The following is a 23078-nucleotide window of genomic DNA, read 5'->3' as shown; positions in this document are numbered from 1 at the left end:
GTAAAAAGAAAGTTTAGTAAATGCCGGGATTCCGGTGGTCCTGAAATCCTCGGGGATTTCTGCAGCAGTGACATCATCCAGGCGGTTATCCATGCCAAAGATAAATAGAATAAAGGAATGAGGATGAAAAGCAATGAGAAGTTTAAGGTATTTGTTTATCGTTTTCTTTATCATTTTTTTTGCATTTCCTTCTCATGAAGCAATGGCAGCGGAAGAGAATACAACGATGGAAGTGAAACTGAAGAATTACTTGGGAAATAGAACCAGAGTCAAAATAACGGCAACCGGGGACTACCGTACTTCTGGAGGAGAGATATTCATTAGGGCGGGTGAAAATCTGACTTTGAAAGTGGAGTCGGGTAAACTTGCCGTATACAAAGGTTTTAAGAAAACGGGATCTTATTCTTCCTTTAAGGTAATGCCAGTTCAACCTGATTCTTCATTGTCCATAAACGGCCGTCCGTATCTTGGCTCATTTTCATTTACAGCGGAGGACGGCTACATCCGGCCAATCAATCATGTTTACATGGAAGATTATCTAAAGGGCGTTGTTCCGCTGGAGATGCCCGCACTATGGCATGCCGAAGCATTAAAAGCACAGGCGATTGCCGCCCGGACTTATGCACTTCGCCATCAATCCACAATAATTGATGATACGGTTTCTTACCAAGTATATGGCGGGGCAGCCGGTCACTATCGAACCAATTCAGCCATTGAACAGACAAAGGGCTTGGTAATCAAACATGATGGCGAAATAATCGAAGCGTTCTTTTCCTCAAGCAATGGAGGAATGACCGAATCGAATTCAAATGTTTGGTCAAGGGGCAACCCCCTTGCATATTTATCTATAAAAGAAGATCTCTACGATTCGAAAACCAATTGGGAGATAATGCTGGAAAAACAGCAAATCGACCTTTCAAAAATGGATTTGTCTAAACCGGAAGAATGGTGGGCAAGTGTAGAGGAAAAAGATAAAAAGGTTGTGCCAAAGCTGAAGGATTGGCTGAAGAATAATGGATATGCGAATAAAGATATTAAAATAACGGATATACCCTTGTTAACATTGACAGATGAAAGATCGGGAGGCCGTGTAACGAAAGGCTCCATCCAACTGAATTTCTATGTAAGGGATCTCGTTGATGAAAGGGGGAAACTTTTGCAGCAAACGGTTAAGCTTACTAATGTAGCGGCTTCCAAAATCAGGGGCATGGTGGGGCAAGAAGTGATGAAAAGCTATTTGGTTGACCATTCATCCGCCGATTCTTCCAAAATCTCCATTGAAGGATCAGGATATGGGCATGGTGTAGGACTAAGTCAGTTTGGAGCGAAAAACAGAGCTGAAGCAGGCCAATCATATCAAGAGATTTTGGGGTTTTATTATCCTGACACAATTATAGAAAAGGAATATGGATCAGGTGCTGGATCTAAAACGGAACTTGTCGTAAAGGAGGAACCGAATTCAATAAACATGAAAGCGGAGATGGATCATTTAAATGATGAGGTTGGAATCACATATTCCCTAAAAGAAGATGCTGTGGTAACACTCACGATTAAAAATAGTAAAGGGAAAGCATTATCTACCCCTGTCCATGACCAAACAATGAAAAGGGGCACCCATTCAGTAATCTGGAACACAAAAGCGGTAAGTAAGGGTACATATGAAGCAGAACTATCAGCAATGGATCCAAGCGGTAATGAAGGTTTGGCCACAATGGCGATTATGGTCAGTAAAGATACGTCGGCACCGAAAATCACCGATGTCCATACATCTGGTGATTATAGTACCGAGCAGGCGAACATAACCTATACCATTAATGAAAACGCTAATGTAACTGTGAAAATCAAGAACAGTAAAGGTAAGGTTGTTGGAATCCTTTCTGAAAGGCAGCTCAATAAAGGCAGGCAATCGGCAACCTGGGATTTCAAAAATATCTCCAACGGGATGTTTACGGTGACAATCTCCGCCAAGGATAAGAGTGACAACCAGAAATCCATTTCAACGAAAGTCTCCATTAGGAAAACCATGGGAATAGTGACAGCAAGCGAATTATATATGAAACAAAATAAAAACGCATCTTCTGAAACGGTCGGGAATCTATACAGGGACCAAGCCGTAACGATCCTGTCTCAACAAGATGAATGGTACAAAGTGAAAAAGGGAAGCCAAATTGGATATGTATTAAAAAAACATGTAAAAAAATAAATGAGGAGGACGTCAATTATGGCGTCTTTTTTTGTTTTTTTATAAATGGTATTTAGGTTCTTCACCAAACTCACGAGTAAAGCACAAGCACCAAACACTGTGATAGCGCACAATTTCGTAAGTGAAAGCCCCGAAACCCCGAAGAGTATCGCCAAAACTTTGAGTAAACGGACCTCAATAGAAATGAATGCCGAAGAAAACCGAGTTTATGAGATTGAATTTTAAAAGAGGAATGAATGTATTCATTCCTCTTTTGTTTTATGCTGACCTGGTGTGAATGGAACACCGGCGGCTTTTGTGATGATTTTCGAAATGTCCGTATTTTCAATGACTCCATCGAAGGCTTCACTGCCTGGACCCGAGGCGAAAACGGGAATCATATTGGCAGTGTGCCCTCCTGTGGAACTGGCCGCCCGTATGCTTCGATCTGCTACACCTGCCTTATGGTGCCTGGCGATGGTGCTTCCGATTTCCCAATCGATTTGATGTTGTGGATAGACAAGCGTTCTATTCTTTCTTACGTTATCGATGAATTGATTGACTTCCTGCTCCGTTAGGGATATATGTGCATACTTCTTGAATGTGGAAACGACACTTTCTGGATTGATTTCATTATTTTTATCGAATGTAAGCTGTTTGGACATATATTCAGATGAAACCTTGATCTTTTTCAATGCAGTGATATCCATTGTTTCAGAAGCGGAGGTCCCCATTGTTTCGTGGTCTGCAAGTACAACGATCAATGTATCATTTCGTTTTTTTGCCCAATTTACTACTTCTTTCACGGTTTGGTCGAATTCGATCGTTTCTTTCCATATTCCAGTGATATCGGCTGCATGCTCCATATGGTCAATACGCGCACCTTCGGCCATCAAGAAAAATCCTTTATCACCCCTTGATAAAACATCCATCGCTTTGGCTGTCATTTCGGTTAGAGATGGCTCTTGAGAATGCAATACTTCTTTATCCAGTTTAAAATTCATATAGGTAGGGTGAAATAACCCTAAAAGTTTTTCCGGTTTATTAATGGAACTTAGCTCTTCTTTCGTCGTAGCGATCCCATAGCCAGCTTGTTTAAATTTAGCGATTAAATCCTCGCCATTCTGCTTATCCGTCTCGAAGTAGCTGGCACCCCCGCCAAGAATGACGTCAATTCGGTTTTCAAATAGCTGCCTCGCGATATTTGCGCCACCTGTCCAGCGGTTAGGAACACTTGCACCAAAGGCGGCGGGTGTCGCATCGACCACCATATTTGTTGATATGATCCCCACTTTTTTCCCATTGCTCTGAAAAGCATCCAATATACTATCCACCTCGGAACCATTGGCATCGACACCGATTGATTCATTGTTGGTCTTTATACCAGTGGCGATAGCGGAACCTCCTGCTGCAGAGTCCGTGACGAAGTTATTGGCGGAATACGTGCGCATCAGGGCAACATGCTCCAGTTGTTCCAAATGCAGAACACCTGTCTTTCCATATTCCAATTGCCGGGCAATTTCTATGGCCCCTACCCCCATGCCGTCGCCAATCAGCAATATGACATTCTTGGGGGTGTTTTTTGTCTCAGCTTGAATAGGGGAGCTCATGTAAATAAAGCAAAATATAAGAACGAATAATCCAAAGTGATTCGGCTGTGCAAGTTTATGAATGAATTTTATGCTTGTCTTATTCATCTATAATCCTCCCTTGGGTGAAAGTCTTCCTATTATTTGTTTAAATCGCTAAAAAAACCCCTCCATCATATTCAGGTCTTTTTAGCGCTTTTTATGGAGAGGCATCCAGACGTTTTACGTTTTTATCTTTCAAAAAAAGAAGGAATTTCTATATAATTACAATATGACGGTGATAATTCATAAACAGTAAATATTTAGCTGATATAATTACACTAAGGTTCAATTGAATGATTAGGAGAGAAAACCCTATGCTATCCAGTATGAAAAAGTTCTTCAAAGAAGGTTCTAAGGACTTAAAGAGAATTTATAAGTTGGTAGAAGATGTGAATCGGCTAGAGGGTAAATATGAAAGTTATTCAGATCTGGAATTAAGCGGGATGAAGGATAGATTTAAAAGCGTATTGGATGCTGGTGACAATCTATTGGATATACAAGCAGATGCATTTGCCGTCGTGAGGGAGGCTTCCAAACGAGTATTGAACCTTAGGCACCATGATGTTCAGCTTGCAGGCGGTTTTGTCCTGAGTGAAGGGGGCATCGCCCAAATGAATACGGGCGAGGGGAAGACTCTTGTCTCTACTTTGCCTAGCTATTTACATGCACTGTACGGGAATGGTGTCCATATTATTACGGCCAATGAATACTTGGCCAAACGTGATATGGAGTTAATGGGACAAATTCATGAATTTCTAGGGTTGACGGTTGGTTTGAACATTTCCCAAATGGGGCCTTCTGCAAAACGTGAAGCGTATGCTTCAGATATCACGTATGGAACGGCAACAGAGTTCGGTTTTGATTATTTGCGTGATAATATGGTTTACCGAAGAGAAGAAAAGGTTCAGAGAGGACACCGATTTGCGATCGTCGATGAGATTGACAGCATCTTGATTGATGAAGCGAGGACTCCATTAATCATTGCAGGCAGGGCTAGCGACGGAACCGAGCTTCACCAGATCACGGCACAAATCATGAAGACGTTTATAGAAAATGATGATTACGAGATTTTCAGCGAGTCAAGGTCTGCCTTTTTTACGGATCAAGGGTCTGCCAAGATTGAAGAGGCCTTTGGCATCGACAATCTGTATGGAATGGAACATCAAGAGTTATTACATAATGTTACACAGGCTCTAAAAGCCCATGCAATCATGAAGTTGGATGTGGACTACATTGTCATCGATGGAAGAGTTGCAATCATCGATAAATTTACAGGCAGGGTGATGGAAGGGCGAAGCTTCAGTGATGGACTTCATCAAGCGATTGAGGCAAAAGAGGGCTTGGAGATTTCCGAAGAGAATGAAACACAGGCCATGATTACCGTCCAAAATTATTTTCGATTATATCATTCAATATCCGGGATGACAGGCAGTGCTATCCCATCAAAGTCTGAATTCCAGGAAATATATCAGCTCCCCGTCATTGAAATTCCAACTAATGAGCCCATCATTCGAGTGGATGAGGTTGATTTGATTTATAAAGATGAAACCAGCAAAATCAACAAAATCGTTTCCGAAGTAAAACGGATTCATGATGGAGGCAGACCTGTTTTGATTGGGACGACCTCCATTGAGCAATCTGAAAAAATTTCGGTTCAACTAGAGAAGGGCAATATCAAACATCAACTCCTTAATGCAAAGACGGAAGAGGGTGAAGCGGAAATCATTGCGAATGCCGGGCAAAAAAATCAAGTGATGCTTGCTACGAACATGGCTGGGAGGGGAACGGATATATTACTTGCGAATGATGTTAAGGAATTGGGCGGCCTTCATATTATCGGTACGGAGCGACACGAAAGCCTTCGGATCGATATGCAGCTAAGAGGGCGTTCCGGCCGGCAGGGTGATCCCGGTTCAACACAATTCATCATTTCCTTGGAAGATGATTTGTTTGATTACTATGATGAAGAAGAAATCGGGCGCTATATCAAGAAAATCAAAGCGGATGAAAATGGATTGGTGCTGAGCCCTGCTCCCGATAAATTCGTTAAAATGGTACAGGAGACGGTAGAGCAGATGCATCAATCAAGCCGTTACCATTTATTGAAGTTAGAACATGCATTAAATGAGCAGAGTAAAATCATCTATGCAATGAGAAATCGGATTCTTGATATGGACACTGGAAGGATGTCGGCCATTTTACTTGAATATATTGAAAAATATATTACTCGGCTTACAGTGAAATATTATCCTGAACATATGGTGGAACCTGATCACTCTGCCCATATGGAAGAGCTTTCCCTTGTTTTCCTCTGGTTAGGTTGGCAGGCAAGTGATTTTCAGGATATAGAAGACCATGAAGCAAAAGTGTTGGATGCTCTAGGTGAATTGGAATCGAGGCTGAGGCTTATGAACTTTCAACACGATGCTGAATGGGGAAACCAGTTGCGTGCTTTCATGCTGCAGCATATTGATACAAATTGGATGAACCATTTAGATGGAATGAACAGTCTGAAGGAAGGCATCGGTTTAAGCGGATATGGTCATCAGGACCCATATACACTGTTTGAAAAAGCGGCTCTCAGTCAATTCAACCTTCTATTAAGTAAAATTGAAACGGAGATAAGCATCCGTTTTATGGAATATATGAAAAGCAATCAGGAAGATTCGGCTGCTTTGGAGAGTGAGGAACGATGAGTTTATTTGGAAAAAGGCATAATGCAGCTACTAATCAGGATGATACCGTTCATACTGCTCTGGTGTTTCACGAAGGGTGGGAAATGTCCAAGCAAGAGGAATATGTATATAAATTCCACCATCAAAGGCTGCCAGCATTAAAACCGAACCAAATTTCAATATCCGGCATCAAGCTGACCAGGGTGGAAGATGAAGTGATCATAGTGGCTTTTCTCCGAAATTCAATAGAGAAAGCTGTCAGGTTTGATATCGTGGATTTACTGTTAGTTGATGGGAATGGAAAATTTCTCGCAAAAAAGACATTCGACCTAACAGAGCTTGGTGAGATTCCAGCACTTTCAAGCATGCCATGGCGTTTCATCTTCGAGGAAGGAGATATGCTGGCGGAAGCGATTCCTGATGAAGGTTGGAAGATTGCTTTTGAATGGAAGAGAAAGTAGAAAACAACTGCATGATCTGGCGGCAACCAGCAGTTTGTTTGCCGGAGTGCCAAAGCAAAGCCCTCATCCTTTTTAGCGATGAAGGCTTTTTATTTATTAGGGAAGTCATGAGTGCCAAAATTTATGCCGTTTTCTGTGTGCGATTCCTCATAAATGGCAACGCTAAGTAATATTTATAAGTAATCTTCCGCAATCAGGCAACTAAGGCTTGGAAATAATGAAGAGGAAAGTGGCAGGAGCATGAAGAATAACCTGAATCAACGATTGAAGGAGAGGCTAATTGAGATATTGTCATTTTCAATCGTGGCCATACTTTTCATTTATACGAATGATAGGATGGGTAACGATCTTTCTATTGGGATCATTACGATAATCATCGGTGTTACCGGTTTTATTGTTTATCTGAAGGAATGGATAACGAATCGAATCGTAAAGGGCATCATTTTTTCAGTTTTCCTTCTTTCGATCATGGTCTTTTTCCTTGGGGACATCTGGTTTTATCGGTATTATTCGACACCTATAACTTCCTATATGTGGATGCAAAAAAGCAATTTGAATGGGCTAGGTGAAAGTATATTCAGTATGATGGAAATGAAGGATGGGATCTTTCTTCTGGTAGGCATTCCAGTTGCTGAATCATTTGTGATGAAAAAATACCCCCTCAAGCATATGGCACTAGTGCCGGCGGTAATATTCCTGATGATAGCAGGATTAAAGCCGGTCAAGAATATCTTTATCGACAAGGTAGATATAACCCGGCGTTATGAGGCGAATACCTTCTTAAGAAACTGGGGCCCTATCGGTCATCACGCATTGGATACATATGCCTATTTTATTGACTCGGGGAGACATGGAATGTCCTTGGAAGATAAGAAGGACGTTTCTGATTACTTCAATAAAAAGCAAAGAAAGGAAAATACCCATTCCGGATCATTGGAGGGCAAGAATCTCTTTATCATCCAGGTGGAATCTTTACAGTCGTTTCCGTTATTTCAAAGTAGTGACGGTCAGGAGGTCACGCCGTTCATGAATGAAATGGCGAAAGGGGGGTTGTACTTCCCGAATGTATATCCACAGACGGTATTTGGAAATTCATCTGACGGAGAACTTATCGTGAATACCGGTCTATATCCTTTAAAGCAAGGTGCGACCTTTTTTCGATTCCCTTATAATGATTTTCCAAGCCTTGCTAAGGAATTAAAGAAGTCGGATTATCAAAGTTTTGCTTTCCACGGAGATGAAGAAGACTTTTGGAATAGGCAGCATGCATATCCCTCACTAGGTTTTGATGACTATATTTCCATAGAGGATATGCAGCAGGAAGAGATGATTTCGATGGGTTTGGGAGACCGCAGTTTTTTCAGTCAAAGCTATGATTTCTTAAAAGATAAACCAAATCCCTATTACGCCTTTTTCGTTACTCTGACCAGCCATGTACCTTTTTCACTGCCAAAAGAAAAGATAACATTGAAGCCTGAAGTAGGAAAAGAGAACAGTTACCTGACCAAATATTTCGAAGCCATTCATTATACAGATTCCGCCATCGGGGATTTCATAAAGAAGCTGAAGGATGACGGGAAAATGAAAGAAAGCGTGATTGTCATATACGGGGATCATGATGGTCTATTTTTAAAAGATAAACACGAGGTGGAAGCGTATTACGGCAGTAAAATTAGCGATGAAGAGTGGATTGAAAAATATATGCCCATTCCCGTGATCATTTATCAGGAGGGGATGGAAGGAATAACGATTGATAAGGTGGCGGGCCAAATCGATATTCTGCCAACTCTATATGATCTATTCAATATTAAGAGTTCTTCATACTTTGGAGAGAGCATGCTGAATGGTGAAGAGGGCGATGCTTTGATATTGAAAGGGGATTATGGTTCTCAAATGAAAATAAATGGGGAAGGCAAGGTCGATGGATTTTCACCTGAAGACCAAAAGGAAATCGATCTGAGTGATCAAGTGATACGTTCCGATTACTTTAAACAAGTTGGGAAAAAGGCGAAAAAAGAGGATGACTGATATAAGCCATCCTCCATCCATTATAATCCCAGATGTGCTTTCACACGATTTTGGGCTTCAAGCTTTGTTTCTTCTGGAACGATATTGTACCAAACGCCATTTACCCGTTGATTGTCACCTTCAAGTGTATATTGTTCAATATTTTTGAGGGATGATTTGTAGTTATTTTGGATACTTAACATTTCATTGAAACTTAAATTGGTTTCCACGTTCTTACCTAGAGCTTCGAATATATCATCATAATTGGTAAGTGTCGATAGGCTTGCCCCTTTTTTCATGACAGCTTGGATAACCTGGCGTTGCCGCATTTGCCGTCCATAATCCCCGCGGGGATCTTCTTTACGGATTCGGGAATAAATCAATGCCTCTTTACCATTTAAGTCGATTGTGCCTTTGTTGAAGGTATATCCTTTATAGGCAAGGTCCATGTCATTATCGACTGTGACACCACCAACAGCATTCACAATATCCTGAAAGCCTTCCATATTCATTTTGACATAATAATCAATCGGAATATCCAAATAGGCTTCCACTGTATTTATCGACATGGCAACTCCGCCATATGCATAGGCATGGTTCATTTTATCAGTTGTACCTTTACCGATGATCTCTGTACGCGTATCTCTCGGTAAACTCAATAACTCAATCGATTCCTTTTTAGGATTAACCGTCATGACAATCATCGTATCTGATCGACCTGAGTCATTTTTTCTTTCATCCACACCAAGAATTAGTAATGAAAATGGGTCTTTGCTCTTGAACTTGATGTCCTCTACCCGCTTATCCGTTTTATGGGCTGTACCCTGCATGGTACTGATCGCACCGGCTAATGATTGATAAACTGAAGCGCCGTAAACACCTGCGCCAATGAAAAGGATAAGAAGGGTGAAGCCAATTATTTTAAACGTTTTACGTTTCTTTTTCTTTTTTTTATGTTCGGATCTCATTTAATATTCCTCCCTTAACCATCCCACAAAATGGAAGGTGTGAAAAAGTACCTAGTCGGTATTTTTAACTATACCTTTTTTTTGTCAAAAATAGAATAGTTTCTTTTTGTACTTAGAGTGCATATTTACCTTTTTTCATCCAAAAAAAATGAAGGATTCTGGAGAAACCGAAATCCTTCGTTCGCAAATCATTCGAATGTTTCGTAAACTATCATTCTTTTACATGAAATTGCCAGACTTTAAGGGAAAGTCTGGCAGGAAAATCTTATAAACTTCTATATCCGATGATTTTACTTTTAAAATAAGAGTTTGAAGTAGCACTGATTGTTACTCCCTTACTTGACGAGGCATGAATGAATTCCCCGCCGCCCAAGTAGATTCCCATATGGCTTACCACCGATTTATTGGAACCAGTTGCAAAGAAGATGAGATCGCCGCTTTTCGGTGAAGTAACTTTTTTACCCATATCATAATATGTGGAAGATGAAAGCCTCGGAACTTCATACCCAGCCTTCTTGAACGTATAGTAAATAAATCCGCTGCAATCGAAGCCTGATGGGGAGGCACCCGCCCACGAATAAGGTGTACCAATTAATTTCTTTGCTTCGGAAACGAGCTTGGCCACTTTGTTCCCCGAACTTGGTGCTTCCACTTTTTCAACATCATTAGTGTCTGCAGGGGCAGTGCTTGCCGATTTACTTAATTTTAGTTTTTGACCCACTCTGATTAAATCGGACTTTAACGAATTGATTGATTTAAGCTGGGCTACGGTCAAGTTGGTTTTTCTTGAGATCTTGGAAAGAGTGTCACCTTTTACCACTATGTATGTAGACGAATTGGCTGGGGTCTGAGTCACATTGGATGGTTTGGAGCTGCCTGGTAAATCAATGGTGGTTGTGGTCGTTGATTTGGATACGATAAGTTTGGCGCCTGCATAAATTCTATCTGATTTTAAGTTATTCATTTTCATCAATTCAGCAAGTGTAAGGTCATGCTTGTTTGCTATCCTTGTTAAGGTATCACCTGAAACAATGGTATATGTGGTTTTCTTTGTTTTTTTCACGGAAACGGAAGAAGCATTTGATGTTGTTGTGGAGTTGGGTGTAATTAATTTCTGATTGATTCTCAAAAAGTCTGATTTTAAGTTATTAAGCTGTTTTAAGTCTTTTACCGTCGTATTATGTTTCTGGGCGATTTTACTTAAGTTATCACCGCTTTTGACTGTATATGTACCGGCAAGGGCAGGAGAAACGAAAGTCGAAGATAAAATGGCTAATGTCGAAAATGCGACAATACTTTTTTTCACGGTTTTCCACCTCTAATATGTCTTTTTCCCTATTCTAACAAATTAAATGGAAATAAATATATTACATTTTTGTTACAAGGGGAAAATAGTAGTATTTTACTGGTTTATATTGGCGGTGTTTGAGCATTGTAATCTACAATTTTTTCTATATTGTGAGTCTTTTTTCACATTGTGGAGTTTTGCTTTTTCATTTGTCATTTGCTGTAAAATCGTCCCTTTTTTTAGGTGTGCACACATCGAGGGGGTATTGAAAAAAAAAGAAAACCCACTTCGTTTTACGAAGTGGGTGGTTTTATTTAAAAAGGAAATCGACTAAATCCCTGCTTGAATTTCCCGTGGAGTATTCATTCCATTTTTGGTTAAAGGAAGCGATCTTCATTAATGAATGACCGGAGGTACGGATTTCCCTTAAGAGCTCTTCTGTTGTAGATACCACGGGTCCGGGCATGGAAGAAGAGTAATCCTCCCAGAATCCCCGTTCCTGCACATACTTTTCTAAGTCATATGCAAAGAATATCATGGGTCTTCCCAAAAAAGAGAATTCGAATGGTATCGATGAGTAATCGGTAATTAAAAGATCCGTACTGATCAGCAGTTGATTGACGTGAAACTCACTATTTACAGGATAAATGAATCCCGGAAATTTATCTTGTAAATCATGCTCTGCCGTTACAGCTGGGTGCAGTTTTAGTAATATCGCATAATTTTCGCCCCGGAGTTCCTTATAGAGCAATTTCAAATCAAGTGCAATCTCTCCGTTGTTCAAGCCGTCATTACGAAATGTAGGGGCATATAACATGATTTTCTTATGCTCAAGTTCTGGATACTTTGCCAGCAAAGCATTACGGGCAGTTCTTTTTGATTCATCATTAAAAAAGAAATCGGTCCGAGGTATTCCGGTCCTTAGGATATGGGATGCCGGCAGTTGAAAACTTTCTTGATAAATCCCGGACATCATCTCTGAACCTGCCGTAACATAATCAAATTTTTTATATACCTCTAAGAATCTTTTCCTTGCACCGGCTGAACGGTTTTGAATGGAAGGGTCTTTTGCCCCGAATCGCTTAACGGCACCTGCCGCATGCCACACTTGAACACATGTCACTTGCTTTTTGAATGCAATGGCTGAAAGAAAGCCAAAATAATTATCGATGATAATCCATTTTGATGTAGCAAGATGATAAATCGATCGGATCATGGCAATGATATTTTTTGATTCAAACGGAAGGACGATGGTTTCCCCATCGTCCCTAACTTGAATAGAACTGCTCGATTTCATTAAAAAAACTTTTTGAACGGAAATGTCCTGCTTGTCCATTTCATCTGCGATATATTGGCAATTGTCCCCGAATGATGTGACAAAGGTCGTTTTGTCATATAAAGGAAAAAGCTTAAAGATAGAGAATAAAACTTTGAAACAAAAAAGATAAATCCCTATCGCGAATTCTTTAGCCATTAGTAACTTGTAAAAGGTCATCTTTAATTTGGGAAGTCGAAATGCCGATTGTTCTTGGTAGGTAGACCACTTCACAAACTTCGGATAATTCATCGAATTCGCCTTTCCAGTCATCACCCATTACAAAAATATCTACACCTTCACGAACGATGTCTTCCCTCTTTTGTTCCCAATTGTCTTCCGGTATAACTTCATCCACATAACGGATGGATTCAAGGATCATTTTTCTGTTTTCAAAGCTATGATAAGCTTTTTTATCTTTTAAAGCATTGAATTCATCCGTCGAAATGGCAACGATCAGATAATCCCCTAAATCTTTGGCGCGTTTTAATAGATTGATATGGCCCCAATGAAGCAAATCAAAGGTTCCGTAAGTGATTACTTTCTTCATTTTTATTCCTCCTTTAAAACTCTTAAACTGCTATTCATTCAAATTATTAATATATATTTGGTCTATTAGACTATGAAATGGAACAATGAAACAGGCAGCTAGCATTTCAATTCTGCTTGTTGTATTCCTATATTTTTTTAGGCAATGACATTCTCTTAATTAATTATAACTTAATAGCTTTACAAATAAACCACAATTTTTTTACAAATAAACCACATTTTTTTACATGGAGGATTATTGTAAATATGATTTTTTAAGCTAAAATAAAATGTTGACTAATTTGTCCTACTCTGTAGGGCATAATAAAGTATCTATAGAAATGCATGATTCGTACCGAATGGTATTTAAAAATAATTTTGATAAGAAAAATTTCATTATTCTTAATGCAATCTTAATAAGCCATTCACAATTTTACCACGTTTAGGAGAGAACAACTAGAGGAGGCATCATAAATCCCTGTTAATAGTGAAGGGCAAGCGTCATATATAGTATAGGCCATAAATCTATCTCTTCATATGTAATAGCATATAAACAGCGAACCTGTTTTGAAAGCGTTCACTTTGATGTTTAGAAGACTTCTTTGCAATTAAGAAACATGTTTTTGCTATTCCCTTTCCATTCTGGCAACATGGAAGAACGAGCATTTTTATGAAATGATTTAGTTTCGGATGTTGTTTTTACATTAACTAACCGATATTGTCTTTTTTTGTTCATTGGAGGAATTCAAGGGAATTTATGGTACGTTTGCCTGTCTATTTAATGATATTGAGGAAAAACCGAAAAAAGTTTATGATTTTAAAGTACAATAAATGATTCATTTTTATTTAAATAATAATTTGTTATAGGTGGTCTAAAATGATTAAAAAGCTTCTTGGAAAAGGGAAAGCAAAAAAAGCTCCTAAAATTAAGCTGAAACAAGTTCTGACCATTGTGCAAGAGGAAAATACGCTATTGATAAAAGGGAAATTTTCAATAGAACATTATTGCGCAAAAGAACTATGGCTATATTCTAGGGAAAATGAAGATCAAAAAATAAAAATAGCTGAATCAGTGAGCTCATCCAAATTTGAGTTTAAAGTAGATATGAAAGATTTAATGCGGAAATTGGAAGATGATGAACCGACTGTTTATGACTGTTATATAAAGGTTGCCGTTCCGGTTGAAAAGCTGAGCAAAAAAGCGATACTTAGTATCGAGCATAAAGCTGAATATGTAGAAGTGGACGAACAGGTCCATATCGAATATCCAATTCGTCTCGGGCGTTTTCAGGAAACGTACGCGAACAATTTGAGTATGTACACCTTTGAAGATAATAAAAGTATATTAACTATAACGAGTAAGGGGAATTTATCTCTTTACTTGAATATGATCCCAAAAATCGCGATTAAGTCTCAAATTGAAAAAATCCAAAACAAGTCGAAAGCCATGCAAATTAATGGTCAAATTTTCACCAAGCATTCAAGAATCATAAAAGGTGAGGGACTTGTAAGAGGAAGGCAAAGCGGCAAAGAATATCAGGCAGATATATCTTTTATTCATAATGAGGAAATGAATGTTAAGAAATATGGACTGAATCGTTATCTATATGATTTAAGATTGAATCTAGAACAATTGGTCAGTGCGGATTTGGAAGATGATGTATATGACATTTACATGAAACTACATTTACATGATCAGGACGAGCCGAAAATGGTACGCGTTGGAAGACCAACAACCAGAACTAAATTATTTACTAAAAAGACCGATGTCAGCTCAAAAGATGGAGTGGCCATCGTCAATCCTTACTATACGTTTAAAGCATCCAATTTATCTTTGGAAGTGTTTAACTTCTCTACAGATAGTTATCGGTACTTAAAAAGGATGATGGGCTGGAGGAGATTCCTGGCTTTATTTAAAAAGAAAAAGGATGTTTGGCTTGTTGGGGAAAGAACGTATAAAGCCCAGGATACTGGATATCACTTTTTTAAATATATGAGGGAAAACCATCCAGAAAAAGAAGTGTATTATGTAATAGAAGAAAATTCCGTGGAAGCCAAGAACGTCGAGCCCTTTGGAAATGTACTTTATTTCAAGTCAAAGGAACATATTAAAAAGACGATGGAATCGACACGTATCATTTCATCACATCACCCGGATTATTTATATCCTTTAAGGACATCTGAATTTAAAAACCGTGTTAAGGGAGTTAAGGTCTTTCTTCAACATGGTGTTATGGGCACTAAGAATATGGTGGCAAACTACGGGAAAAATGCAGTCTCCGGTTTTAGTACGGATGTTTTTCTGGTAAGTTCAGACTTCGAGAAGGATATGATTGTAACGGATTTTGGGTACAACGAAAAGGAAGTATTCGCAACGGGACTTTCGAGGTTCGACTCGCTGTTTAAGGATGATGTTGTAACAAAGCGGCAGTTATTGATCATTCCAACATGGAGAGATTGGATTACTTCAGATGAAATATTTTTGGAAAGCGAGTATTTTGAACGGTATCAGAAATTGGTGAATCACCCGGTATTACATGATTTATCTAAAAACAATGGGTTTGACATCATTTTTTGTCTTCACCCTAATATGCAGAAATTCACGTCTTATTTTAAGGATGCCCCAGTTAGGGTAATTAGCCAGGGTGAAGTGGATGTCCAAAGATTAATCAAGGAAAGTGCGATTATGATCACCGACTATTCAAGTGTAGCTTTTGACTTCAGTTTCCTGCATAAACCGGTTATTTACTATCAATTCGATAGAGATCGTTTCATAGGGAAAAGACCGTCACATTTGGATTTGGATAACGATCTTCCTGGTGAAATCGTTGATGAATTGGATGGGTTGTTAGGTGTATTAGCCGAATATGCCAATACTGATTTTGTCATGAAGAAGAAGTATATGGACAAGGCCAACCGTTTTATTAAATATCGCGATGTCCATTCTAATTCAAGGATATTCGAAGTGATTCAAAATGCAGAAAAAGATCAAAATTCTTTAACTAAATTATATAATCATCCGATATCCAAACTCGTTTTGAATCGGTTTAGGAAAAGTGATAAATATTTCCCTGTCATGAAAAAAGCTTATAAAATCATGTCCAGGGTCATCCCGGTAGACCGGAACCTTATTCTTTTTGAAAGTGGGATAGGGAAGCAATTCGCCGATAGCCCCAAGTATATCTATGAAGAACTGGTCAAAAGGGATAATAAATATAAAAAAGTTTGGGTGTATAATGGTAATTTACCGATAAAAGGAAAAAATACGAAGCTGATAAAACGCTTAAGTCCGGAATACTATTATTATTTAGCCAAAGCAGGTTATTGGATTAATAATCAAAACTTCCCTACTTATTTAAGTAAAAGGAAGGAAACGACTTATATTCAGACTTGGCATGGCACCCCTTTGAAAAAAATGCTATTTGACATAGACAATATTCAAGGAAGGGACGATGGGTACTTAAATCGAGTGCATGGTGCAACGAGAACTTGGGATTATTTAATATCACCAAGTCCATACGCATCCACGGCCTTCAGGAGTGCTTTCAAATATGAAGGCGAAATATTGGAAACGGGATATCCAAGAAATGATTTGTTTTATAGGGAAGATTCTTCAGTAATTGCCAAATCGGTGATGGAAAAACTGAAGCTGCCAAAAGGAAAAAAAGTCATCTTATATGCTCCTACGTTCCGGGATAATCAAACATCGAAAAACAATAAATTTATTTTCGAGCTGAAATTTGATTTGGAAAGAATGAAGGAAGAATTAGGGGACGAATATATCCTGTTGTTGAGGATGCATGTTGTTATAAGTAATAATCTCAGCATCCCGAGCGAATTTGAGGATTTCGTGATAAACGTATCCAATTATTCAGATATTCAGGAACTTTACCTGATTTCCGATATATTGATTACGGATTATTCTTCAGTAATGTTCGATTTTGCCAATACCGCTCGGCCGATTTTGTATTACACGTATGATCTGGAAGATTACAGAGATAACATCCGCGGATTCTATATGGATTTTGAAAAGGAAGCACCTGGTCCATTTTTAAAAACAACCGAGGATATTATTGAAACTATTACCAATATTGATAAAAAAAACATGCAATATAAAGAGAGATATGGTTTATTTAGAGAGAAGTATTGTGGAATAGAAGACGGTAAAGCTACACGGAGAATCGTGGATAAGTTTTTTAATGATTGATTCCTTAAATAAAGGGTATTGTTGCTTTTAAGTAACTGGTAACTGGCTGCCTGATAGAAACATCTATGTTACCTCTACTTAAAAGGAGGGAATCGTATGAATTTCTTGGTACGTCAAAAAGCGAGGGAACTTTTAAAGAGCAATATTCCAATAAAAAATAATCCTGTAGGCTTAAGGAATAAACTTTTAGGAAAAGGAAAAAAAGTCACGGTAGTCACTGCAGCATACAATGCTGAAAAATTCATCAGGAAAACGATTGAATCAGTGATCAATCAAACAATGGGCATAGATCAGATTGAATATATCATCATAGATGATTGTTCGACTGATGGCACCAATAAAATCATTCAAGAGTATACAGCTAAATATAAAAATATCTGTTCCGTTACCCTTCTGCAAAACAACGGTTCACCTGGGACCCCTAGGAACATTGGAATAGAATTGGGGACATCCAAATATATCACTTTTTTGGACGCGGATGACTGGCTTGCCCATGATGGACTGGAAAGCCTCTATAACATCCTGGAGGAAACCGGTGATGATTATGTAGTGGGCAAAACGGTAAAAGTCGAATCTGAGTCAGAGTGTGTGATCGGGGAGTTTGCTTCCATTAAAGAAAGAAGAAGCATCACCCCCCTGGATGTTCCGCACTTTTTTTATCATATGGGTCCAACGGCCAGGATGATGAACCTGAATATGGTCAAAGAAAATGAAATTGGTTTTCCGGACATGAAATTCGGTGAAGATAAATGGTTTTTTTCTGATGTTTTCTTTAAAGCCAGAGCTGTATCAACTACTAAAAAACTTATTTATTATGTCAATAGAACTTCGGAAAACTCCTCTTCTTTAACACGTGTTACCAATATGTTGGACAAAAGAAAAGCGGATATTGACATAATAAGGTATATTCAATCCAAGGACATTGCCATTGAATTGAAAAGGGTGGCTCTTAACCGGATTTATGAGTACGATATTGTCAAAACGTTCGACAGTCAAACCTTTGTGAAATCCAAGAATAAAGAAGATTTCATTGAAATATTGGGGGAAGCTGTCGAAACGGCGAAAGACTTGTCATATGATTTCAAGAATGAATTTAAAGTACCTATTTATAAATTGGCACTTGAATTATTCATGAAGGATCGTATTGATGATTTCATCAAGTTGTTTGAATGGTTAAAGCGGGATTCCAATAAAAAATACCATATAAAAGATGGTTTACCTTATTATGAACTTCCATTTCTGGAAGATGAATATCGCTTTGTCAGGATACCGATGCTTGCCCGTGCACTGGATTCCTATACTCTGGATAATGTCTACCATCAAAGTTTTGAGATTTACGGTGATGATATAGATAACATAGATTCTGTATTGATACGGGACAGGACAAGAATTGACAATGAAATCAATTGCGGAGTTCAAATAGAAGGTAATAGAGGCCATTTCACTGTTTCATTAGATGAAATTGATAATATGGAAAAATCGTTATTTACGGTGTTCATTCGCTACAATGATTATCAATTGGTGAATATTAAAAGGATCCTGAAAAATAAGATGACGTATAATAAGAAAAATGTGGAGTTTTATACAACAGTGGCAAATAATTTGGGACTGGCAATAAAGTCTTTGGAGTAGCTGTTAGGAGTACACCAAAAATAAGCTCTCCCTTCTATTGGGCGAGCTTATTTTCATTCGATTTATTAGCATGTTTCCATTATCATTAATCAATAAAAAGGGAGATCGGATATGTCAAATGAAAAAATACAAACCTCAAAGAGACCTTCCTTTCTATCATTAGTTAAAAATAAGGCTAAAGCCATTTTTTTAAGAGGATATAAAGTGGCTTTTGCGATGGCGGGCACAGTATTGCCGGTGGACCGGAAGCTTGTTATTTTCGAGAGCTTTTTGGGCAAGCAGTATAGCTGCAATCCCCGGGCGATTTATGAATACTTGCAGAGTCACCATCCTGAATATAAAATGTATTGGAGCGTAGATAAAAGATATACAGCTCATTTCGAAGAGGCAGGCATTCCATATCTCAATCGGTTTTCGTTTAGTTGGCTGCTCAAGATGACAAGGGCCCGTTATTGGGTAACGAACAGCAGGCTCCCGCTTTGGATCCCGAAGCCGAAGCACACGATCTATTTGCAAACGTGGCATGGTACGCCATTAAAGAAACTTGCGGCGGATATGAATGAAGTTCATATGCCTGGAACAACGACGGATAAATATAAAGAAAATTTCCATGCCGAATCAAGTAAATGGGATTATTTAATTTCACCGAACGCTTATTCCAGTGAAATTTTTGCCAGGGCCTTCAATGTCGATACTTCTAAAATCCTGGAAACCGGTTATCCTCGTAATGATATACTTTACAATGGGAATAATCGTGATACAATCGACTCATTGAAACAGAAGTTGGGCATACCAATAGAGAAAAGGATCGTTTTATATGCCCCGACTTGGAGGGACGATGAGTTTTATAGCAAGGGAAAATATAAGTTTGAAATAAAACTGGATCTGGATCGAATGAAACGGGAATTGGGGGACGAGTATGTCATTTTGCTCCGTCTTCATTACTTGGTTTCTGAGAACCTGGATTTATCGGCGTATCAAGGATTCGCCTATGATTTATCCAGTTACGAAGATATCAGTCATTTGTATCTTATTTCGGATTTATTAATAACCGATTATTCATCCGTATTCTTTGATTACGCAAATTTACAGCGTCCGATGCTTTTCTATGTATATGATATTGAAAATTACAGGGACAAGCTTCGCGGGTTTTACTTTGATTTCGAAAAGAATGCACCAGGTTCGTTAGTCAAGACATCTGATGCAGTCATTGATAGTATCAAGACGATGAAATATGAAAATACCAATGATATCAATCATTTTCACGAGCGGTTTTGTGCACTCGAGGATGGCCAGGCTTCACGCCGTGTCGTAGAAAAAGTGTTTTTAGGAAGGTCTGTGTAATTTATGAGTTCAGCTTTGACCGTTTTAAAAGAACAAATCAAACATTTTTATTTGGTAAGGCGTTTATCTGTTTATGAGATGAAAAGTGCCAACAGCAGTAACTACCTGGGAATCCTATGGGAAATCATCAATCCGATGATACAAATTGCGATTTATTGGTTTGTATTCGGATTTATCATCTTAAGTCGCGGGGAAAATTTCCTTCCATGGCTGATGGCCGGGATCGTTGTCTGGTTCTTTGTGAACCCGGCCATAACCCAAACGTCCAAATCCGTCTATTCCCGAATGAATATGGTATCCAAAATGAGCTTTCCGATGAGTGTCATTCCATCTTATGTCATCTTTGCTAAGTTGTATCAGCATCTCATGCTGCTTGGAGTCATCATCATCCTATTAGGGTTTACAGGTTACCTCCCTACAGTCTACATCTTGCAACTGCCGTATTATGTTGCAGCGACGGTCTTGCTGTTATTTTCATTGGGTTTAATCACTTCAACATTATCAACCATTATTCGTGACGTTCATAATATCATCGTGTCCTTAATGAAAGTCATGTTTTATTTAACACCAATCCTTTGGGTATTGGATGCTAAGGACCACCCTACCATAGTCAACATCATGAAGCTAAATCCACTATATTATATTGTGGAAGGGTATCGAGCTTCGTTGTTGGGGGAATCATGGTATCTGATAGCGCATTGGGAATATACGCTTTATTTCTGGGCAGTCGTTATCATCTTATTTTTGATCGGTTCCTCACTGCATGTCAGGTTCAGAGATCGCTTTGTTGACTTTAAGTAAACTGGAAGTGAGAAAAAATGGAAAAGTCGGTAATTGTCAAAGATATAACGAAAAAATATAAATTATATAATAAAAACTCGGAAAAATTATTGGATCTCCTGTTGCCCAAAAGCTATGGGGAAGAGTATTTTGCTCTGAGGAATGTAAGTTTTGAAGCTGAAAAGGGCGATGTAATAGGATTTGTCGGGGTCAACGGATCAGGGAAATCCACATTGTCCAATATTATTGCAGGCATTATCCCGCCCACGGACGGAAATGTCCAAACTAACGGGAAAACGGCTTTGATTGCCGTTGCATCGGGCCTGAATAATCAGTTGACGGGCAGAGAAAATATTGAACTGAAAATGCTGATGCTCGGATTTGATAAAAATCAGATCAAAGAACTAGAGCCTGAAATCATCGAGTTTTCGGAGCTTGGCAAGTTCATTGACCAACCGGTGAAATCCTACTCAAGCGGCATGAAGTCCAGGCTTGGTTTTTCCATTTCCGTGCATATCGATCCAGATATCCTGATTATTGATGAAGCTTTATCAGTCGGGGATAAAAACTTTGCTGAAAAGTGTTTGGAGAAAATGAACGAATTTAAGGAGAAAGGCAAAACGATGTTCTTTGTCAGCCATTCTATCGGTCAGATGAAGAAATTTTGCCAAAAGGCTTTATGGCTTGAATATGGAGAGTTAAAGGCATACGGTCCCATAAACGAAGTAATGCCGCAATATGAAGCATTCTTAAAAGAATATAACGCGATGTCTAAAAAAGAACAGAAAAAATATCGTGAAGAACAAATGAAAAGGCGTAGTTCCGCATTGGTATGAAAGGGAAAAGCAGACCCGGGCTTCGGGTCTGCTTTTTTTAGTTCAGCACTTCATCATAAGCTTTCTCAAACCGCTCGGCAGCTGAAAGGTGGGAGTATTCGCTTTCCATTTTATATCTTGCTTTCGTTGCTAATTTTGTTGCATATTCAATGTCATTAAGCAAAATGGAGATGGCTTGTGCGAGTGCTTTTTTATTTTTTTCCTCCACTAACAGACCATCTTCACCATCAATGATTATCTCCTTTAAACCCCCGATTGCGCTTGCAATGACGGGTGAGCGGCAACTCATCGCTTCTAATGCAGAAATGGAGGTCGCTTCTTCCACTCCGTGGGAATGAACGCTTGGGATGAGTACGATGTCCGATGCTTCATAGAGATTATGCATTTTCTCGAACGGCACTGAACCCAGGAAAAGTACGGAGTCTGATATTTGGAGCCTGGCTGCCGTTTCCTCGAGCCGGCTTCGCTGTTCGCCTGTACCTGCATAGACCAATACCGTTTCATGATGATTTTCCAGCACCTCCGGCAGAGCAAGGAGGGGGTAGATGACACCGTTCTTTTCCGTCATTCTTCTCGGAACGAAAAGCATCTTTTTATGTAGGGGTATCCGAAAATCACGGCGGGTTTGCTCCCGCTTTGCCATTTCAGGTTTGAAAGCAGTCACGTCAATGAAGTTCTTGATCGGTTCTGCCTCTATATGCGCCAGATGATTTATATAGTCTTTGATCCTTTGATCGACCGTCACCACTTTTGCAGCAGATTGATAAGCTTTTCTTTCCAGCTCCCGAATGATCAAATCTTCTTCACTATCCGGAAGAAGGGCGCCCCGGCTCACTGCCTCGAATGAATAATACCCATGGACGGTTTGTACCGTGGGTATCCCGGATTCGATGGAGGCGAGCGTTGCGAAAATGTCTTGAGCATTAATGACATCATAGTTCTTTTTCGAGGCTTTAATAGATGAAGCCAATAATTTTTGACGTTGCCGGTCATTGAAAAGCTGGCCGCTCCCCTGCTTTACTTTATTTAATAAAAATCCTGGAGCCTGGGCGAGCATCTTTCTCTTGAGGGGTGGCAATTGAGAGAAAGATAAAATGTCCACATTATGGCCCCGCGACATTAAACCCTTTCTTAACGTAGTGATATGGCTCGATAGCCCTCCTTCATGAGGGTAGTTGAAAATCGTCGTGATTAATATGTTCATAATGGCACTCCTTCTTCTAA

Annotated in this window: 14 protein-coding genes and 1 pseudogene; 9 read left to right on the top strand and 6 right to left on the bottom strand. The window is 39.1% G+C overall.

The genetic code is table 11. The features are described from left to right. The first annotated feature begins 133 nt into the window (after window positions 1-133). A complete protein-coding gene (locus ACQKNS_RS17270; RefSeq protein ID WP_427644551.1) occupies window positions 134-2203 on the top strand; it encodes a SpoIID/LytB domain-containing protein in 2070 nt (689 codons plus the stop codon). Between the two features lie 242 nt (window positions 2204-2445). On the opposite strand, the gene ACQKNS_RS17265 is transcribed toward ACQKNS_RS17270, so the two are convergent. Next, entirely contained in the window at window positions 2446-3879 is a 1434-nt protein-coding gene (locus tag ACQKNS_RS17265; protein ID WP_427644550.1) for an alkaline phosphatase, read from the bottom strand. A gap of 248 nt (window positions 3880-4127) precedes the next feature. Here ACQKNS_RS17265 and secA point away from each other — a divergent pair, with 248 nt between their 5' ends. The 3 genes from secA (at window position 4128) to ACQKNS_RS17250 (ending at window position 8977) form a co-directional block, all read left to right on the top strand. Further along, window positions 4128-6509 (top strand): preprotein translocase subunit SecA, encoded by a 2382-nt coding sequence (gene secA / locus ACQKNS_RS17260; protein WP_427644549.1) that lies wholly within the window; start codon window positions 4128-4130, stop codon window positions 6507-6509. Beyond that, on the top strand, window positions 6506-6949 hold the full coding sequence (locus ACQKNS_RS17255) for an SLAP domain-containing protein (protein ID WP_427644548.1): 444 nt from the start codon (window positions 6506-6508) through the stop codon (window positions 6947-6949). The genes secA and ACQKNS_RS17255 overlap by 4 nt, the downstream gene beginning before the upstream one ends. A gap of 240 nt (window positions 6950-7189) precedes the next feature. Continuing rightward, entirely contained in the window at window positions 7190-8977 is a 1788-nt protein-coding gene (locus ACQKNS_RS17250) for an LTA synthase family protein (protein WP_427644547.1), read from the top strand. A 20-nt stretch (window positions 8978-8997) separates the two neighbouring features. Here ACQKNS_RS17250 and ACQKNS_RS17245 read toward each other — a convergent pair whose 3' ends face one another. From ACQKNS_RS17245 to tagD, 4 genes are all read right to left on the bottom strand, one after another. Continuing rightward, window positions 8998-9924, bottom strand: a complete 927-nt coding sequence (locus ACQKNS_RS17245; protein ID WP_427644546.1) for an LCP family protein — start codon at window positions 9922-9924, stop codon at window positions 8998-9000. A gap of 265 nt (window positions 9925-10189) precedes the next feature. Next, the gene (locus ACQKNS_RS17240) at window positions 10190-11230 is read right to left on the bottom strand and encodes a LysM peptidoglycan-binding domain-containing protein (protein WP_427644545.1); all 1041 of its coding nucleotides are present in this window, start codon (window positions 11228-11230) and stop codon (window positions 10190-10192) included. A 292-nt stretch (window positions 11231-11522) separates the two neighbouring features. Next, entirely contained in the window at window positions 11523-12686 is a 1164-nt protein-coding gene (locus ACQKNS_RS17235; RefSeq protein WP_427644544.1) for a CDP-glycerol glycerophosphotransferase family protein, read from the bottom strand. After that, window positions 12679-13077, bottom strand: a complete 399-nt coding sequence (gene tagD / locus ACQKNS_RS17230) for a glycerol-3-phosphate cytidylyltransferase (RefSeq protein ID WP_427644543.1) — start codon at window positions 13075-13077, stop codon at window positions 12679-12681. Before tagD ends, ACQKNS_RS17235 begins: the two co-directional genes overlap by 8 nt. Window positions 13078-13932: 855 nt before the next feature. On the opposite strand from tagD, the gene ACQKNS_RS17225 reads away from it, so the two are divergent. The 5 genes and pseudogenes from ACQKNS_RS17225 (at window position 13933) to tagH (ending at window position 21854) form a co-directional block, all read left to right on the top strand. Continuing rightward, window positions 13933-17262, top strand: a complete 3330-nt coding sequence (locus ACQKNS_RS17225; protein ID WP_427644542.1) for a CDP-glycerol glycerophosphotransferase family protein — start codon at window positions 13933-13935, stop codon at window positions 17260-17262. A 96-nt stretch (window positions 17263-17358) separates the two neighbouring features. Continuing rightward, a complete protein-coding gene (locus ACQKNS_RS17220; protein WP_427644541.1) occupies window positions 17359-18894 on the top strand; it encodes a glycosyltransferase family 2 protein in 1536 nt (511 codons plus the stop codon). A 138-nt stretch (window positions 18895-19032) separates the two neighbouring features. Then, window positions 19033-20238 (top strand): annotated as a pseudogene (locus ACQKNS_RS17215) (CDP-glycerol glycerophosphotransferase family protein); the annotation flags it as partial. Between the two features lie 3 nt (window positions 20239-20241). After that, window positions 20242-21039 carry an ABC transporter permease gene (locus ACQKNS_RS17210; protein ID WP_076368303.1) on the top strand — a complete coding sequence of 266 codons (798 nt, stop codon included), beginning with the start codon at window positions 20242-20244 and terminating at the stop codon, window positions 21037-21039. A gap of 17 nt (window positions 21040-21056) precedes the next feature. Then, window positions 21057-21854 (top strand): teichoic acids export ABC transporter ATP-binding subunit TagH, encoded by a 798-nt coding sequence (tagH, locus tag ACQKNS_RS17205; RefSeq protein ID WP_427644540.1) that lies wholly within the window; start codon window positions 21057-21059, stop codon window positions 21852-21854. 37 nt (window positions 21855-21891) lie between these two features. Here tagH and ACQKNS_RS17200 read toward each other — a convergent pair whose 3' ends face one another. Continuing rightward, complete coding sequence (locus ACQKNS_RS17200) at window positions 21892-23058, bottom strand: glycosyltransferase family 4 protein (RefSeq protein WP_427644539.1); 1167 nt, start codon at window positions 23056-23058, stop codon at window positions 21892-21894. Between the last annotated feature and the right edge of the window lie 20 nt (window positions 23059-23078).

Source organism: Peribacillus sp. NPDC094092, from assembly GCF_050279365.1.
In the GTDB taxonomy this organism is placed as follows: domain Bacteria; phylum Bacillota; class Bacilli; order Bacillales; family DSM-1321; genus Peribacillus.
The sequence above is the reverse complement of the archived record's forward strand: the minus strand, read 5'-3'. Positions and strand labels throughout refer to the sequence as shown.

Bases quoted from the DNA above. Each gene is read 5' to 3' on its own strand.
- ACQKNS_RS17255 (WP_427644548.1), top strand. From the start codon at position 6,506: ATGAGTTTATTTGGAAAAAGGCATAATGCAGCTACTAATCAGGATGAT.
- ACQKNS_RS17250 (WP_427644547.1), top strand. From the start codon at position 7,190: ATGAAGAATAACCTGAATCAACGATTGAAGGAGAGGCTAATTGAGATA.
- ACQKNS_RS17235 (WP_427644544.1), bottom strand. From the start codon at position 12,686: ATGGCTAAAGAATTCGCGATAGGGATTTATCTTTTTTGTTTCAAAGTT.
- tagH (WP_427644540.1), top strand. From the start codon at position 21,057: ATGGAAAAGTCGGTAATTGTCAAAGATATAACGAAAAAATATAAATTA.
- ACQKNS_RS17225 (WP_427644542.1), top strand. From the start codon at position 13,933: ATGATTAAAAAGCTTCTTGGAAAAGGGAAAGCAAAAAAAGCTCCTAAA.
- ACQKNS_RS17245 (WP_427644546.1), bottom strand. From the start codon at position 9,924: ATGAGATCCGAACATAAAAAAAAGAAAAAGAAACGTAAAACGTTTAAA.
- ACQKNS_RS17270 (WP_427644551.1), top strand. From the start codon at position 134: ATGAGAAGTTTAAGGTATTTGTTTATCGTTTTCTTTATCATTTTTTTT.
- secA (WP_427644549.1), top strand. From the start codon at position 4,128: ATGCTATCCAGTATGAAAAAGTTCTTCAAAGAAGGTTCTAAGGACTTA.
- ACQKNS_RS17265 (WP_427644550.1), bottom strand. From the start codon at position 3,879: ATGAATAAGACAAGCATAAAATTCATTCATAAACTTGCACAGCCGAAT.
- ACQKNS_RS17200 (WP_427644539.1), bottom strand. From the start codon at position 23,058: ATGAACATATTAATCACGACGATTTTCAACTACCCTCATGAAGGAGGG.
- ACQKNS_RS17220 (WP_427644541.1), top strand. From the start codon at position 17,359: ATGAATTTCTTGGTACGTCAAAAAGCGAGGGAACTTTTAAAGAGCAAT.
- ACQKNS_RS17210 (WP_076368303.1), top strand. From the start codon at position 20,242: ATGAGTTCAGCTTTGACCGTTTTAAAAGAACAAATCAAACATTTTTAT.
- tagD (WP_427644543.1), bottom strand. From the start codon at position 13,077: ATGAAGAAAGTAATCACTTACGGAACCTTTGATTTGCTTCATTGGGGC.